At 40.5% G+C, this 14689-nt stretch carries 17 protein-coding genes; 16 read left to right on the forward strand and 1 reads right to left on the reverse strand.

Translation table 11 applies throughout. The features are described from left to right. Window positions 1-159 precede the first annotated feature (159 nt). From tatA to BKL49_RS08675, 13 genes are all read left to right on the forward strand, one after another. Window positions 160-393 carry a twin-arginine translocase TatA/TatE family subunit gene (tatA, locus tag BKL49_RS08615; protein ID WP_077424532.1) on the forward strand — a complete coding sequence of 78 codons (234 nt, stop codon included), beginning with the start codon at window positions 160-162 and terminating at the stop codon, window positions 391-393. 3 nt (window positions 394-396) lie between these two features. After that, the gene (gene tatB, locus BKL49_RS08620; protein ID WP_077424534.1) at window positions 397-960 is read left to right on the forward strand and encodes a Sec-independent protein translocase protein TatB; all 564 of its coding nucleotides are present in this window, start codon (window positions 397-399) and stop codon (window positions 958-960) included. Between the two features lie 10 nt (window positions 961-970). Next, entirely contained in the window at window positions 971-1741 is a 771-nt protein-coding gene (gene tatC / locus BKL49_RS08625; RefSeq protein ID WP_077424536.1) for a twin-arginine translocase subunit TatC, read from the forward strand. Window positions 1742-1800: 59 nt separating this feature from the next. Further along, on the forward strand, window positions 1801-2823 hold the full coding sequence (gene hemB / locus BKL49_RS08630) for a porphobilinogen synthase (protein ID WP_077424539.1): 1023 nt from the start codon (window positions 1801-1803) through the stop codon (window positions 2821-2823). A 226-nt stretch (window positions 2824-3049) separates the two neighbouring features. Further along, on the forward strand, window positions 3050-4399 hold the full coding sequence (gdhA, locus tag BKL49_RS08635; RefSeq protein ID WP_077424541.1) for an NADP-specific glutamate dehydrogenase: 1350 nt from the start codon (window positions 3050-3052) through the stop codon (window positions 4397-4399). 224 nt (window positions 4400-4623) lie between these two features. Beyond that, entirely contained in the window at window positions 4624-4872 is a 249-nt protein-coding gene (rpsP, locus tag BKL49_RS08640) for a 30S ribosomal protein S16 (RefSeq protein WP_077424543.1), read from the forward strand. 34 nt (window positions 4873-4906) lie between these two features. Further along, window positions 4907-5434, forward strand: a complete 528-nt coding sequence (rimM, locus tag BKL49_RS08645; RefSeq protein ID WP_077424545.1) for a ribosome maturation factor RimM — start codon at window positions 4907-4909, stop codon at window positions 5432-5434. Between the two features lie 55 nt (window positions 5435-5489). Next, on the forward strand, window positions 5490-6239 hold the full coding sequence (gene trmD, locus BKL49_RS08650; RefSeq protein ID WP_077424547.1) for a tRNA (guanosine(37)-N1)-methyltransferase TrmD: 750 nt from the start codon (window positions 5490-5492) through the stop codon (window positions 6237-6239). A 24-nt stretch (window positions 6240-6263) separates the two neighbouring features. Beyond that, complete coding sequence (gene rplS, locus BKL49_RS08655; RefSeq protein ID WP_005697898.1) at window positions 6264-6614, forward strand: 50S ribosomal protein L19; 351 nt, start codon at window positions 6264-6266, stop codon at window positions 6612-6614. A gap of 193 nt (window positions 6615-6807) precedes the next feature. After that, the gene (gene focA / locus BKL49_RS08660) at window positions 6808-7659 is read left to right on the forward strand and encodes a formate transporter FocA (protein WP_077424549.1); all 852 of its coding nucleotides are present in this window, start codon (window positions 6808-6810) and stop codon (window positions 7657-7659) included. A gap of 51 nt (window positions 7660-7710) precedes the next feature. Beyond that, window positions 7711-10023 (forward strand): formate C-acetyltransferase, encoded by a 2313-nt coding sequence (gene pflB, locus BKL49_RS08665; RefSeq protein WP_167367135.1) that lies wholly within the window; start codon window positions 7711-7713, stop codon window positions 10021-10023. A gap of 128 nt (window positions 10024-10151) precedes the next feature. After that, window positions 10152-10892, forward strand: coding sequence for a pyruvate formate lyase 1-activating protein (gene pflA / locus BKL49_RS08670; protein WP_077424553.1), 741 nt, complete (start codon window positions 10152-10154; stop codon window positions 10890-10892). Window positions 10893-10921: 29 nt separating this feature from the next. Beyond that, window positions 10922-11389 carry a surface-adhesin E family protein gene (locus tag BKL49_RS08675; RefSeq protein WP_077424555.1) on the forward strand — a complete coding sequence of 156 codons (468 nt, stop codon included), beginning with the start codon at window positions 10922-10924 and terminating at the stop codon, window positions 11387-11389. 47 nt (window positions 11390-11436) lie between these two features. On the opposite strand, the gene BKL49_RS08680 is transcribed toward BKL49_RS08675, so the two are convergent. Further along, complete coding sequence (locus BKL49_RS08680) at window positions 11437-11775, reverse strand: ComEA family DNA-binding protein (RefSeq protein ID WP_077424557.1); 339 nt, start codon at window positions 11773-11775, stop codon at window positions 11437-11439. A 160-nt stretch (window positions 11776-11935) separates the two neighbouring features. Here BKL49_RS08680 and BKL49_RS08685 point away from each other — a divergent pair, with 160 nt between their 5' ends. The 3 genes from BKL49_RS08685 to BKL49_RS08695 all read left to right on the forward strand — a co-directional run bounded on the left by BKL49_RS08685 (window position 11936) and on the right by BKL49_RS08695 (window position 14567). Continuing rightward, window positions 11936-12739 carry a substrate-binding domain-containing protein gene (locus tag BKL49_RS08685; RefSeq protein ID WP_077424559.1) on the forward strand — a complete coding sequence of 268 codons (804 nt, stop codon included), beginning with the start codon at window positions 11936-11938 and terminating at the stop codon, window positions 12737-12739. A 22-nt stretch (window positions 12740-12761) separates the two neighbouring features. Next, on the forward strand, window positions 12762-13739 hold the full coding sequence (locus BKL49_RS08690) for a FecCD family ABC transporter permease (protein WP_077424562.1): 978 nt from the start codon (window positions 12762-12764) through the stop codon (window positions 13737-13739). Window positions 13740-13817: 78 nt separating this feature from the next. Further along, entirely contained in the window at window positions 13818-14567 is a 750-nt protein-coding gene (locus BKL49_RS08695; protein WP_077424564.1) for an ABC transporter ATP-binding protein, read from the forward strand. Window positions 14568-14689: the final 122 nt, after the last annotated feature.

Consider the following 14689-nt stretch of genomic DNA (forward strand, 5'->3'; position numbering starts at 1 on the left):
GCAATTTTTGCTTTTCTTCCAACTTTTAAATTTACGCTTAATATTGACCGCACTTTTGTTCCCCCTAAGAAAATAATCCCCCTTAGCTATTGTTCAATGTGGGCAAAAAGAGTATATTCAGCCCCAAATTTTTCTTTTTTAAAGCACGGAGTTTTTATTATGTTTGGTTTATCCCCTACACAAATGATCATCTTGTTGGTGGTGATTTTATTGGTTTTTGGTACAAAAAAATTAAGAAATGCGGGTTCTGATCTTGGGGCGGCGGTGAAAGGCTTTAAAAAAGCAATGCAGGATGATGAACCAAAAGCCAAAGATGCGGAATTTAAATCGATTCAAGATGAATCGACAAATACTGCAAAAACTGAAACCGTAAAAGAGAAAGAACAGGCGTAATCTGTGTTTGATATTGGTTTTTCCGAACTTGTTTTATTGATGATTGTGGGCTTAGTGGTACTAGGCCCTAAACGTTTGCCTGTGGCAATTAGAACCGTGATGGGCTGGGTGAAAACGATTCGTGGATTGGCGGCAAATGTTCAAAATGAATTAAAACAAGAGCTAAAATTGCAGGAATTGCAAGAGAGCATTAAGAAAGCAGAAGCGTTAAATTTACAATCCCTTTCCCCCGAATTGAGTAAAACCGTTGATGAATTAAAAGTGCAGGCGGATAAAATGCGGGCAGAATTAGAAGCCAAAGCGGCAGAGGCCGGCACAACGGTGGAAGAACAAATTAAAGAAATGAAAAGTGCGGTTGAAAATGGCGATAAATCCCCAGTTTCTGAACATATTTCATCTTCAAATGAAACCCAAACCGAAAGCGTAGAAACAATTGAAAAAACAACATCGGATTTGACCGCACTTGAAGCCCACGAACAAGCGGAATTGACCGAACGTCTATCGGATTACTACCCACCGGATGATATGGACATCACGCCATCATCTACACCAAAATCCCCATCATAGTGAGTTTTTTATGAGTAATGTGGATGAATCTCAACCTCTTATCACTCATCTTGTTGAATTAAGAAATCGACTATTACGTTGTGTGATTTGCATTTTGGTGGTGTTTATCGCCTTAGTGTATTTTTCTAATGATATTTATCACTTCGTTGCCGCACCTTTAACCGCAGTAATGCCGGAAGGGGCAACAATGATTGCAACGAATATTCAAACGCCTTTTTTCACGCCAATTAAATTAACGGCAATTGTTGCTGTGTTTATTTCAGTGCCTTATTTGCTTTACCAAATTTGGGCGTTTGTTGCGCCGGCGTTATATCAGCACGAAAAACGAATGATTTATCCTCTGCTGATTTCCAGTACCATTTTATTTTATTGCGGTGTGGCATTTGCTTATTATGTGGTGTTTCCTTTTGTGTTTGGATTTTTTACCCAAACCGCTCCGGAAGGTGTGGCAATTGCAACGGACATCAGCAGTTACCTTGATTTTGCCTTGGCGTTATTTTTGGCTTTTGGGGTTTGTTTTGAAGTGCCGATTGCGATTATTTTACTTTGTTGGACAGGTGTTACCACGGTAAAAGCCCTTGCCGAAAAACGCCCTTATATTATTGTCGCGGCATTTTTTATCGGAATGATTTTAACGCCGCCGGATATGTTTTCTCAGACCTTACTTGCCGTGCCAATGTGCTTATTGTTTGAAATCGGTTTATTGATAGCACGCTTCTATCAACCCAAAGAGGACGAAAGTGCGGTTGAAAATTCGGAAGAATCAACCAAAATGGAATAAACAAACGGGGGCAATGCCCCCTTTCTCATTATTAAGTAGTAAATAAAAAGGATGACAAAATGACTCAACAAATTTTCACAGGCTTTCCAACCCGCCGTTTACGCCGTTTGCGTAAACACGATTTTAGCCGCCGTTTGGTGGCGGAAAACAAACTGACGGTAGATGATTTAATTTATCCGGTTTTTATTTTAGAAGGGGAAAATTATCGTGAAGCCGTGCCGTCTATGCCGGGCGTGGAGCGTTTAACTATCGATCAATTATTAATTGAAGCCGGGCTTTTAGTGAAATACGGTGTACCGGTTATCGCGCTGTTTCCTGTTATTGGACAAGATAAAAAATCCCTTATGGCTGAAGAAGCATACAATCCGCAGGGGCTTGTGCAACGTGCAGTGCGTGCTTTAAAAGCGGCTTATCCGGAATTGGGCGTATTAACCGATGTGGCACTTGATCCTTACACGATTCACGGTCAAGATGGGATTATTGATGAAGAAAGTTATGTATTAAATGACATCACCACCGAAGTCTTGATTAAACAAGCCCTTTCCCACGCAGAAGCCGGTGCGGATATTGTTGCCCCGAGCGATATGATGGACGGACGTATTGGACGAATTCGTCAAGCGTTGGAAGAAAAAGGGTTTATTAACACGCAAATTATGGCGTATTCGGCAAAATATGCCTCTAATTATTATGGGCCTTTCCGTGATGCGGTGGGATCATCAGGTAATCTAAAAGGCGGTGATAAGAAAACTTATCAACTTGATCCGGCAAATGGTGATGAAGGTTTGCAGGAAGTCGCGCTGGATTTACAAGAAGGGGCGGATATGGTGATGGTGAAACCGGGAATGCCGTATTTAGATATGGTTTATCGTGTTAAAACCCATTTTGGCGTGCCAACTTTTGCCTACCAAGTCTCCGGTGAATATGCAATGCATATGGCTGCCATTCAAAATGGCTGGTTAAAAGAAAAAGAATGTATTATGGAATCGTTACTTTGTTTCAAACGTGCCGGTGCGGATGGGATTTTGACCTATTTTGCGAAACAGGTAGCGGAATGGCTATATCTGGAAGGTAAAAATAAATAACAATTTTTTAACAGTTATAGTTTTTTATTGACTTGCTTAGATCTAATTTAATAAAAACGAGAAAATATTAAATATTTTCTCGTTTTTTTGTTTTTCTTGATTTTTTCCATAAAAAAGTCGTTGCAATATTAATTGTGCCATTGCATATTGTGTCCACGCTGTTTTCAAAAACGGTGGCAAATAAAAAAATAAATACACAACATCAACCATTAAGAGGAAACACAATATGTCAACAGTCGCATCTTTAGAAGCATTCTTAGCAAAAGTCGCTCAACGCGATGGACACCAACCTGAATTTTTACAAGCGGTTCGTGAAGTTTTCACTTCTATTTGGCCGTTTTTGGAAGCAAACCCTAAATATCGTTCGGAAGCCTTATTAGAGCGTTTGGTTGAGCCTGAACGTGCCTTCCAATTCCGTGTGGCTTGGACGGATGACAAAGGTCAAGTGCAGGTAAACCGTGCATTCCGTGTTCAATATAATAGTGCGATTGGCCCCTATAAAGGCGGTATGCGTTTTCATCCTTCCGTAAACTTATCTATTTTAAAATTCTTAGGCTTTGAACAAATTTTTAAAAATGCTTTAACGACTTTGCCAATGGGCGGTGGTAAAGGCGGTTCGGATTTTGATCCGAAAGGCAAATCTGACGCAGAAGTGATGCGTTTCTGTCAAGCATTAATGGCTGAATTATATCGCCATATCGGCCCTGATACGGATGTACCGGCAGGCGATATTGGCGTGGGTGGACGTGAAGTAGGTTACCTTGCCGGCTATATGAAAAAATTATCTAACCAAGCGGCTTGTGTGTTTACCGGTCGTGGCTTATCTTTTGGGGGAAGTTTGATTCGTCCTGAAGCCACCGGTTATGGTTTGGTTTACTTCGCCCAAGCGATGTTGGCGGAAAAAGGGGATAGCTTTAAAGATAAAGTGGTGTCGGTTTCAGGTTCCGGTAATGTGGCACAATATGCCATTGAAAAAGCCTTGGCGTTAGGGGCAAAAGTGGTAACCTGTTCGGATTCTTCAGGTTATGTTTATGATCCGGAAGGTTTTACTGCTGAAAAATTGGCCGCACTTTTAGAAATTAAAAATGTAAAACGTGGTCGCGTGAAAGATTATGCGGCACAATTTGGCTTGCAATATGTGGAAGGTAAACGCCCTTGGGAAGTGAAAGTGGATATCGCCTTACCTTGCGCAACGCAAAATGAACTTGAAATTGCAGATGCCAAAGCCTTAATTGCAAATGGTGTGAAATTGGTTGTAGAAGGCGCGAATATGCCGACTTCAATTGAAGCTACGGATGCCTTCTTAGAAGCCGGTGTATTATTTGGCCCGGGTAAAGCAGCCAATGCCGGTGGTGTGGCAACTTCCGGTTTGGAAATGGCGCAAAGCTCACAACGTTTATATTGGACTTCGGAAGAAGTGGATGCCAAATTACACCGCATTATGCTTGATATTCACGCAAACTGTAAAAAATACGGTACGGTGGAAGGTCAAGAAAACATCAACTATGTGGTGGGGGCAAATGTGGCAGGCTTTGTGAAAGTTGCAGATGCAATGTTGGCACAGGGCGTGTATTAAGCATCAAAACAGGCTTTAAAATGACCGCACTTTATATCAAAGTGCGGTCATTTTTTATAGGATTTTCATTTTTTGCCTACCGTTTTTGGCTTGCTTTTTTGTTCAAAAAGTGTAAAATCTACGGGCTTTTTGTCTATATATACAGAGAAAAAAGTAAGCTATATTTTAATGGGCTGTCGAGCCTTAAAATATTCTTTTAGTCATTAAATCGTTAGAGGAAGGGTATGGTAACCATTCGTTTATCTCGTGGCGGAGCTAAAAAACGCCCATTTTATCAAATTGTAGTAACCGACAGCCGTTCACCACGTGACGGTCGTTTCATTGAGCGTGTAGGTTTCTTCAACCCAATCGCACAAGGTAATGCAGAGCGTGTTCGTATTGACTTAGACCGTGTAAATCACTGGGTTGGTCAGGGCGCATCATTGTCTGATCGTGTTGCCAGTTTGGTAAAAGAAGTTCAAAAAGCCGCTTAATTTTTACTTTTTGAACAGAGATAGGTGAAAAAATATGGAACAACAACGCATTGAAGTTGTGGGCAAATTAGGCTCAACCTATGGTATCCGTGGGTGGTTGCGTATTTATTCATCAACCGAATATGCTGAAAGCATTTTTGACTATCAACCTTGGTTTTTAAAAATTAAGGGGCAATGGCAGCCAACCGAACTTGAAAACTGGCGTCATCATAACCACGAACTTATCGTGAAACTTAAAGGTGTCGATGATCGTGAAGCCGCACAGATTTTGGCAAATGTTGAAATTGGTGTGGATTTATCGGTGTTCCCTACTTTAGAAGAAGGTGATTATTACTGGCACGATTTAATCGGTTGTTCGGTAATAAATCTTCAAGGTTATACGATGGGAATGGTAACGGAAATGATGGAAACCGGTTCAAATGATGTGTTGGTGGTAAAAGCCAATTCTAAAGATGCTTTCGGAAAACAAGAACGGTTAATTCCGTTTTTGTATGAACAAGTAGTTAAAAGAGTCGATCTCACCACGAAAACAATTGAAGTGGATTGGGATGCCGGTTTCTAATCTCAAGTATGCACAAACGTAATGCGGTGTACTTTAAACTAAGCAGGGTTAAATTATGTGGATTGGAATAATCACTTTATTTCCCGAAATGTTTAAAGCGATTACGGAATTTGGGGTAACGGGCAGAGCCGTAAAACAACAACTGCTGCAAGTGCAATGTTGGAATCCACGTGATTTCACATTTGATAAGCATAAAACCGTGGATGATCGCCCTTATGGCGGTGGCCCGGGAATGTTGATGATGGTGCAACCTTTGCGGGATGCCATTCACGCCGCAAAAGCGGCAGCAGGAGAGGGTGTAAAGGTTATTTATCTTTCACCGCAAGGACGTAAACTTGAACAATCCGGTGTAATGGAGTTGGCACAAAATCAGAAATTGATTTTAGTGTGTGGACGTTATGAAGGCATTGATGAGCGATTGATTCAAACTGAAATTGATGAAGAATGGTCAGTCGGAGATTACGTTTTAACCGGTGGGGAATTACCGGCAATGACATTAATTGATGCAGTTGCAAGGTTTATTCCCGGTGTACTAGGAAAGCAGGCTTCGGCAGAAGAAGATTCTTTTGCTGAGGGGTTGTTGGATTGTCCTCATTACACAAGACCGGAAGTGTTGGAAGGCTTAACCGTGCCATCGGTGCTGATGTCGGGTCATCACGAAGAAATTCGTAAATGGCGATTAAAACAATCGCTGGAAAGAACGTGGCTCCGCCGCCCTGAGCTATTAGAAAGCCTAGCTCTGACTGACGAACAATGTAAGCTGTTAAAAGAAGTGAAAGCGGAAAATAGCAGTCTAATCAGTTAAATCTAGGATCAAAGGATCAAAAAAATGTCTAACATTATCAAACAACTTGAACAAGAACAATTAAAACAAAACGTACCTAGCTTCCGTCCGGGTGATACTTTAGAGGTGAAAGTATGGGTAGTTGAAGGTAGCAAACGTCGTTTGCAAGCCTTTGAAGGCGTTGTAATTGCTATTCGTAACCGTGGTTTACATTCTGCATTTACTTTACGTAAAATATCAAATGGTGTAGGTGTTGAGCGCGTATTCCAAACACACTCTCCGGCAGTTGATTCAATCGCTGTTAAACGTAAAGGTGCGGTACGTAAAGCTAAACTTTACTACCTACGTGAGCGTTCAGGTAAATCTGCTCGTATTAAAGAGCGTTTGGGCGAATAATTTATCTATTTGCAGAAGAAGGCTTGGGGTATTATCCAAGCCTTTTTTGTTATAAAAAATCAGCAAGACTTAACAAAACTTGTAAAAAATCAAATTTTTTTGAAATAAAAATGGTGCTTTCTTGCAATGTATAGATAAGAGAGTAAAATACTGCAAACTAAAATTAATAAAAAAATAATCATTTTTGGAGTCTATGTCAGCGATCAAATCTTCTTCAACAGTGGCATTAACGCCGGTTGAAGCAACGGACTTTGCCGAAGAGACTGCGGCTTATAAAGCCAAAAAACGTCCGTTTCTTTCTTTTATGTCGGGTATTAGTGCCGGTGCCTGTATTGCATTGGCATTTGTTTTTTACACAACAACACAAACGGCATCGACAGGCGCACCTTGGGGATTAACCAAACTGGTAGGCGGTTTGGTTTTCTCTATTGGTGTGATTATGGTTGTCTTGTTGGGGTCTGAACTTTTTACCTCATCAACACTCACTTTTATTGCTCGCGTTGGAGGGAAAATCACAACCTGGCAAATGATTCGTAACTGGATTGCCGTCTATTTTGGAAATTTTGCAGGTAGCTTAATTATTGCGGCATTTATTTGGTTTGGTGGACAAACTATGGCAGCAAATGGTCAGTGGGGCTTGACTATTTTAACAACGGCACAACATAAGATTCACCATACTTGGTTTGAGGCTTTCAATCTAGGTATTTTATGTAACATTATGGTGTGTTTGGCTGTTTGGTTATCTTATTCCGGTAAAACGGTTATAGATAAAGCATTTATTATGATTTTGCCAATAGGTTTATTTGTCTCATCCGGATTTGAACACTGTGTGGCGAATATGTTTATGATTCCAATGGGAATTATCACCGCACATTATAGTTCGCCTGAGTTTTGGCAACAGTTAGGCATTGAAGCAAGCCAATACGCAGATTTAGATATTTATCATTTTATTACGAAAAACTTAATTCCCGTAACCTTAGGCAATATTGTGGGTGGAGCAATTTGTATTGGCTTATTTCAACGTTACTTAACGAAAGCCCACTAATTTAACGAATTCAAAATCATTTATTTTTATCAATTAACAAAGGAAATGACTATGTCAGAACTTAATGAAGCGCAAAAAGTTGCATGGGCCGGTTTTACCGGTGGCGATTGGCAAGAAAATGTCAATGTACGTGACTTTATTCAAAAAAACTACACACCTTATGAAGGTGACGATTCTTTCTTAGCCGGTCCGACTGAAGCGACAACAAAACTTTGGGAATCGGTAATGGAAGGAATCAAAATTGAAAACCGCACACACGCGCCATTAGATTTTGATGAACACACACCATCAACCATCACTTCTCACGCACCGGGTTATATCAATAAAGATTTAGAGAAAATCGTTGGTCTTCAAACTGATGCCCCTTTAAAACGTGCCATTATGCCGTTTGGTGGAATCAAAATGGTGGAAGGTTCTTGTAAAGTTTATGGACGTGAACTTGATCCCGAAGTGAAAAAAATCTTTACCGAATATCGTAAAACCCATAACCAAGGTGTGTTTGATGTTTATACACCGGATATTTTACGTTGCCGTAAATCAGGCGTGTTGACCGGTTTGCCGGATGCATATGGTCGTGGTCGTATCATTGGTGACTACCGCCGTGTGGCACTTTACGGTGTTGATTTCTTAATGAAAGATAAATACGCTCAATTTACTTCATTACAAGAAAATCTTGAAAACGGTATTGATCTTGAAGGGACAATTCGTTTACGTGAAGAAATTGCAGAACAACATCGTGCGCTTGGTCAATTAAAACAAATGGCGGCAAGCTATGGTTTTGATATTTCTAATCCGGCAACGAATGCTCAAGAAGCAATTCAATGGATGTATTTCGCATATCTTGCAGCAATCAAATCACAAAACGGTGCGGCAATGTCATTCGGTCGTACAGCAACATTCATCGATATTTATATCGAACGTGATTTGAAAGCGGGCAAAATTACCGAAACCGAAGCACAGGAATTGGTTGACCACTTGGTAATGAAATTACGTATGGTGCGTTTCTTACGTACCCCTGAATACGATCAATTATTCTCCGGTGACCCAATGTGGGCAACTGAAACCATCGCAGGTATGGGCTTAGACGGTCGTACATTGGTAACTAAAAATACCTTCCGTATTTTACACACCCTTTACAATATGGGTACTTCACCGGAACCAAATTTAACCATTCTTTGGTCTGAACAATTACCGGAAAACTTCAAACGTTTCTGTGCAAAAGTTTCTATTGATACCTCATCCGTTCAATATGAAAACGATGACTTAATGCGTCCGGACTTCAATAATGATGACTATGCAATTGCGTGCTGTGTATCACCAATGGTGGTTGGTAAACAAATGCAATTCTTCGGTGCGCGTGCAAACTTGGCGAAAACCTTGTTATACGCAATCAATGGCGGTATTGACGAAAAATTAGGTATGCAGGTTGGCCCTAAAACCGCACCAATTACCGATGAAGTCTTAGACTTTGATACGGTAATGACCCGTATGGATAGCTTTATGGATTGGTTGGCGAAACAATATGTAACTGCATTAAACATCATCCACTATATGCACGATAAATATTCCTACGAAGCGGCATTAATGGCATTACACGATCGTGATGTTTTCCGCACAATGGCTTGCGGTATTGCAGGGCTTTCTGTTGCGGCTGACTCCCTTTCTGCGATTAAATATGCGAAAGTTAAACCGATTCGCGGTGATATTAAAGATAAAGACGGTAATGTAGTTGCCTCTAACGTTGCTATCGACTTTGAAATTGAAGGTGAATATCCACAATACGGTAACAATGATAACCGTGTAGATGATATTGCGTGCGATTTGGTTGAACGTTTTATGAAAAAAATTCAAAAACTCAAAACTTACCGCAATGCTGTGCCTACACAATCTGTTCTTACTATCACTTCTAACGTGGTATATGGTAAAAAAACAGGTAATACCCCTGATGGTCGCCGTGCCGGTGCACCGTTCGGACCGGGGGCAAACCCAATGCACGGCCGTGACCAAAAAGGTGCGGTAGCATCATTAACATCAGTAGCGAAATTGCCATTTGCATACGCAAAAGACGGTATTTCTTATACTTTCTCAATCGTACCGAATGCATTAGGTAAAGATGCGGAAGCACAACGCCGTAACCTTGCGGGCTTAATGGATGGCTACTTCCACCACGAAGCAACCGTTGAAGGCGGTCAACACTTAAACGTAAACGTGTTAAACCGTGAAATGTTGTTAGATGCAATGGAAAATCCGGAAAAATATCCGCAATTAACCATTCGTGTATCAGGTTACGCGGTGCGTTTTAACTCTTTGACAAAAGAGCAACAACAAGACGTTATCACCCGTACCTTCACACAATCAATGTAAAAACATTGTGAAATTTGACCGCACTTTAGCGGAAACATAAGATTATGAGCCTGATTTAAGTCAGGCTCATTTTTTATTCGGGGATATTCTGATAGAATTCGGCTATATTTTTTGTTAGTGAGTTGATTATGTCTGTTTTAGGAAGAATTCATTCATTTGAATCCTGCGGTACCGTTGATGGTCCGGGTATTCGTTTTATTTTATTTATGCAAGGCTGTTTAATGCGCTGCAAATATTGCCACAACCGTGATACTTGGGATTTGGATGGCGGCAGAGAAATTAGCGTAGAAGAGCTAATGAAAGAAGTTGTCACGTATCGCCATTTTATGAATGCTACCGGTGGTGGTGTAACGGCATCGGGGGGCGAGGCCATTCTTCAAGCGGAATTTGTACGGGATTGGTTTCAAGCCTGTAAAAAAGAAGGCATTAATACCTGTTTGGATACGAATGGTTTTGTTCGTCATTACGATCACATTATTGATGAATTGTTAGATGCAACGGATCTTGTTTTACTTGATTTAAAAGAATTAAACGATCAAGTACATCAAAATTTAATTGGCGTACCAAATAAACGTACTTTGGAATTTGCTAAATATCTACAAAAACGCAATCAACGGACTTGGATTCGCTATGTAGTGGTGCCGGGTTATACGGATAACGATCACGATGTGCATTTACTTGGTCAGTTTATTGAGGGAATGGACAATATCGAAAAAGTTGAATTACTCCCTTATCATCGTTTAGGGGCGCATAAATGGAAAACCTTAGGGTTTGATTATGAGCTTGAAGATGTAATGCCGCCAACGCGTGAATCTTTAGAACATATCAAGTCTATTTTAGAAGGCTATGGGCATACCGTTAAATTCTAATTATTTGGTATCAGATGAAGGAAGAAACAATGAAAAAACTAATTTTAACTTTTTCTATCGCATTGCTTACCGCTTGTTCCGTTCAAACACAAAAAGAGGCGGAACGCCAAGAAATCAAGCTGACGCCACCCACCCAAGATCGTCAAGGCTTTGTTCGATTGGTGAAAGATGTCAATTATTACGTTGATACAGATTCAATTTGGGTTGATAACGAAGAACCCAAAGAAGTACATTTCGATACGGTCGTGAATTTAGATAAAGGATTATATGTTTATCCCAAAGAATCCAAACGCTATGCACGTTCTGTTCGACAATATAAAATTTTGGATTGTAAAACTTATCGTTTAACGCAGGTGAGAACGGATTTTTACGATGAATTTTGGGGCGAAGGTTTACGCGCCGCACCAAAGAAACAGGGAAAGCATAGTATCCGTTTAACCCCAAACACAACACTCTATAATGCTGCACAGATTATTTGTGTTAATCATAGTAAATAGTTGCTAAGTAAAAAGGTCGCCATTGGCGACCTTTTTAGTATGAGGCATTAGAACGCTAAACGATCACGGTTTTTCTCCAGTGTCGCCTTGCCAATTCCTTGAACTTCAAGCAACTGTTCGGCAGTCGTAAAATTACCGTGTTTTTCACGATATTGCACAATCGCTTCCGCTTTCTTTGCACCAATGCCGGTTAAAGATTTTTGAATTTCACCGGCGGTTGCCGTATTAATATTGAGTTTATCACTCACTTTCGCCGCAGAAGTATTTTCGGTTGTTACCGTCTGAACGGTGGACGGCTCTACGGTTTTTTCTTCAGCAAAAGCGGATGAACCGAATAATACGCTCCCTAAAAGAAGTGAACTCATTAACGTTTTGATCAATTTCATAAGATTTCCTTGTTAGTGATTAGAATGTTGATAAAATCAACGGCGTTATTTTTTCTATTTCTAAAAAACTCACAAGAAAATGACCGCATTTTTGCGATCAAACGCGTAAAATTAATATTACATCACACAAAAAGTCACATTTATAAGCGAGGGAGGGGAGATGCCATATCAATATTTTAATGTGCCAATTTTTCTTGCCTCCCTTTTCCTTTCCTTTTCAATTCGAGCCGAACAATTTGTCTCGTTAACATTATGCAGCGATCGCCTACTGGCTGAATTGGCTCGTTCTGAACAAATTGCAGCACAGTCGCCTTATTCTAAAAATCCCTTAATGATGCTGGATAAAATCAATCGCGACAAACCCACCGTTGAACCACAGCTAACAGCGTTGTTACCTTATCTGGATAAAACATTCCTCATTAATGAGCATTTTTATCCTCAACTGACAAACGATTTAAAAAAACTTGGGGCAAAAATTGTGCCAATTAATGATACGCCACAAACGCCCAATGAACTGTTTGCTTTAATGGTACAACTGGGTAAATTAACCGGAAATGAAACAAAGGCAGAGGCATTGGTTGGTAAGCTAAAATCACAGCATTCACGCCTTCATTTACCGTTTACCGATACCCTAATCTTATCCGATACAGGCATTGTAGAAAGTGCGTTCCCTCAGTATTCGGCATTGTTAAATTTACTTGGATTAACCCCCCTTAAAGCACCGCCAACCACACAAAATTTTTCTCTTGAAAAAATATTGCTTGCTCAACCTAATGTGCTAATTGAAATCTCCGATGGACAAAGTTATAACGAACAAGCCGAATTGCTCCGCCATCCGTTATTACAAAATCTTTTCAAAAATCGACCGCACTTTCGCATTCCGATGAAATATACTTATTGCTTCGATCACGGCGTGTGGCTGGGGGCGGAAGTGATTTATAATCAAAGTAAAAAAACACCTTAGGGAAACATCATTTCATATCACAATGACAAAAACACAAAAACTCAACACAATACTTTTTTCACTCCTCGTTCTCATTATCGCTGTTGCCCTTTATTACCAACTGAGCGATTTTGCCCAGCTTAAAAATGCAGACGGCATACCCACCGATATGCGTTCTCTTGTTTTGTGGGATATTCGTTTTCCACGTATTGGTTTGGCATTGATCACCGGAGGTAGCCTTGCCTTGGCTGGCAATGCTATGCAAGGTATTTTCCAAAATCCCCTCGCAGGCCCCGGCTTACTGGGAAGCAGTGCAGGGGCAACTACCGTAAGCGTATTCTTGCTTTATTATTTTTCGATACCATTAAGTTTTTTATTGCTTGGTGGCGTATTGGGAGCATTAGCGAGTTTTATGCTTGTTTATTTTTTGGCGAAAAATCACGGCACAACCGCAATGATTTTAAGTGGATTGGCGATAAATATGTTATTTTCCGCTGCGGTGGCTTTGTTACTTTCCAATGCGGAAAGCCCGTGGGCGTTGGCGGAACTCTATCGTTGGCTACAAGGCTCGTTGATGTGGGCGAAAATGGATACCTTGATGATTTCTCTCCCATTCATTTTATTCGGCATGCTTTGTCTTTATGCCCAACGCCGTTATATCGATTTCCTCACCTTTGGGGAAGAAACTGCCTCAACGATGGGGATTAACCCCCAAAAGAGCTTTTTCATCACTACTTTTGGTGTCGCATTATTGGTGGGGGCAACCATTCCACAAACCGGCACGATTGGTTTTATAGGCTTAATCGCTCCGCATTTTGCGCGAATTATACTTAAAAAACGCCCCTCACAGCTTTATTTGAGCAGTGCTTTAATTGGGGCGTTATTACTGCTTGTTGCCGATCTTTGTGTGCAATATATCCCGATTTTTTCACATATCTATATTGGCACATTAACTGCTATTATCGGCGCGCCGTGCTTGATTTGGATTTTATTAACCGAACAAAGAAAACTCGCCGGATAATATTGCTTGTATATGCTTCTCTCCACAAGCGGAGAAAAGAAATAGTAGAGAAAAAGAAAATTACTGAAGAAAAATAAAATGATACGAATTGAAAACCTCTCGCAACCTTACGGCTTAAAAAATATCTCTTGTCACATTCCCGAGGGTAAACTGGTTGGCATAATGGGGGCGAACGGGGCGGGAAAATCCACCCTATTGAAAACCCTTGCCGGTATATTACCGATTAGCAAGGGGGAAATTTGGTTTCAAAATAATAAATTAAGCGAAATGACCGCCGCAGAAAAAAGCCAACAGTTAGCATATTTTGCTCAAAACCCTCATATTCATTGGGATCTTTCTGTTTATGACGTAATAGCCCTCGGACTGCCAAAACCATTGTCTGACGAAAAAGAGCGGTCAAAAATCAGCGAGATTTCACAACAATTTTCCATTGAACATTTGCTCAATAAACCCTTTTCACAACTTTCCGGCGGCGAAAAAGCCCGTGTACAACTCGCCCGCTGCTGCATTAAAGACACCCCTTTACTCCTTGCCGATGAACCCATCGCCTCCCTCGATCCCTATTATCAGCTCGATATGATGGAAAAACTGAAATTCCTCACACCCACAAAAACCTGCGTAGTCGTGATTCATCACCTTAATTTAACCTACCGTTTCTGCGATGAAATTATTTTGCTACATCAAGGCAACATCATTGACTACGGCAAAACACAAGCGGTACTGAATCAAGAAAATATTGCGAGGGGGTTTGGGGTAAAAGTTGAAATTGATCAGGAAAGAAAGGAAATTTGGGGAATAGAAAAATTATCAACCTGGTTAGGTATATGAGTAAAGATAAAGCGTAGAAAACAGTATAACTTTATAAAATATTTCAAGTCTTTTATCCACTTTTCTTAATATTAATAATCCAGTAACAACCGATAAACTTCCTTTTACGAACCAAACCGAAA

The organism is Rodentibacter myodis, from assembly GCF_001999305.1.
Classification (GTDB): Bacteria; Pseudomonadota; Gammaproteobacteria; order Enterobacterales; family Pasteurellaceae; genus Rodentibacter; species Rodentibacter myodis.

Excerpts from the sequence above, each read along its gene's own strand:
- BKL49_RS08680 (WP_077424557.1), bottom strand. The coding sequence starts at position 11,775 with ATGAAATTGATCAAAACGTTAATGAGTTCACTTCTTTTAGGGAGCGTA.
- tatA (WP_077424532.1), top strand. The coding sequence starts at position 160 with ATGTTTGGTTTATCCCCTACACAAATGATCATCTTGTTGGTGGTGATT.
- hemB (WP_077424539.1), top strand. The coding sequence starts at position 1,801 with ATGACTCAACAAATTTTCACAGGCTTTCCAACCCGCCGTTTACGCCGT.
- trmD (WP_077424547.1), top strand. The coding sequence starts at position 5,490 with ATGTGGATTGGAATAATCACTTTATTTCCCGAAATGTTTAAAGCGATT.
- tatC (WP_077424536.1), top strand. The coding sequence starts at position 971 with ATGAGTAATGTGGATGAATCTCAACCTCTTATCACTCATCTTGTTGAA.
- BKL49_RS08675 (WP_077424555.1), top strand. The coding sequence starts at position 10,922 with ATGAAAAAACTAATTTTAACTTTTTCTATCGCATTGCTTACCGCTTGT.
- focA (WP_077424549.1), top strand. The coding sequence starts at position 6,808 with ATGTCAGCGATCAAATCTTCTTCAACAGTGGCATTAACGCCGGTTGAA.
- rpsP (WP_077424543.1), top strand. The coding sequence starts at position 4,624 with ATGGTAACCATTCGTTTATCTCGTGGCGGAGCTAAAAAACGCCCATTT.
- pflB (WP_167367135.1), top strand. The coding sequence starts at position 7,711 with ATGTCAGAACTTAATGAAGCGCAAAAAGTTGCATGGGCCGGTTTTACC.
- gdhA (WP_077424541.1), top strand. The coding sequence starts at position 3,050 with ATGTCAACAGTCGCATCTTTAGAAGCATTCTTAGCAAAAGTCGCTCAA.
- rimM (WP_077424545.1), top strand. The coding sequence starts at position 4,907 with ATGGAACAACAACGCATTGAAGTTGTGGGCAAATTAGGCTCAACCTAT.
- pflA (WP_077424553.1), top strand. The coding sequence starts at position 10,152 with ATGTCTGTTTTAGGAAGAATTCATTCATTTGAATCCTGCGGTACCGTT.
- BKL49_RS08695 (WP_077424564.1), top strand. The coding sequence starts at position 13,818 with ATGATACGAATTGAAAACCTCTCGCAACCTTACGGCTTAAAAAATATC.
- rplS (WP_005697898.1), top strand. The coding sequence starts at position 6,264 with ATGTCTAACATTATCAAACAACTTGAACAAGAACAATTAAAACAAAAC.
- BKL49_RS08685 (WP_077424559.1), top strand. The coding sequence starts at position 11,936 with ATGCCATATCAATATTTTAATGTGCCAATTTTTCTTGCCTCCCTTTTC.
- BKL49_RS08690 (WP_077424562.1), top strand. The coding sequence starts at position 12,762 with ATGACAAAAACACAAAAACTCAACACAATACTTTTTTCACTCCTCGTT.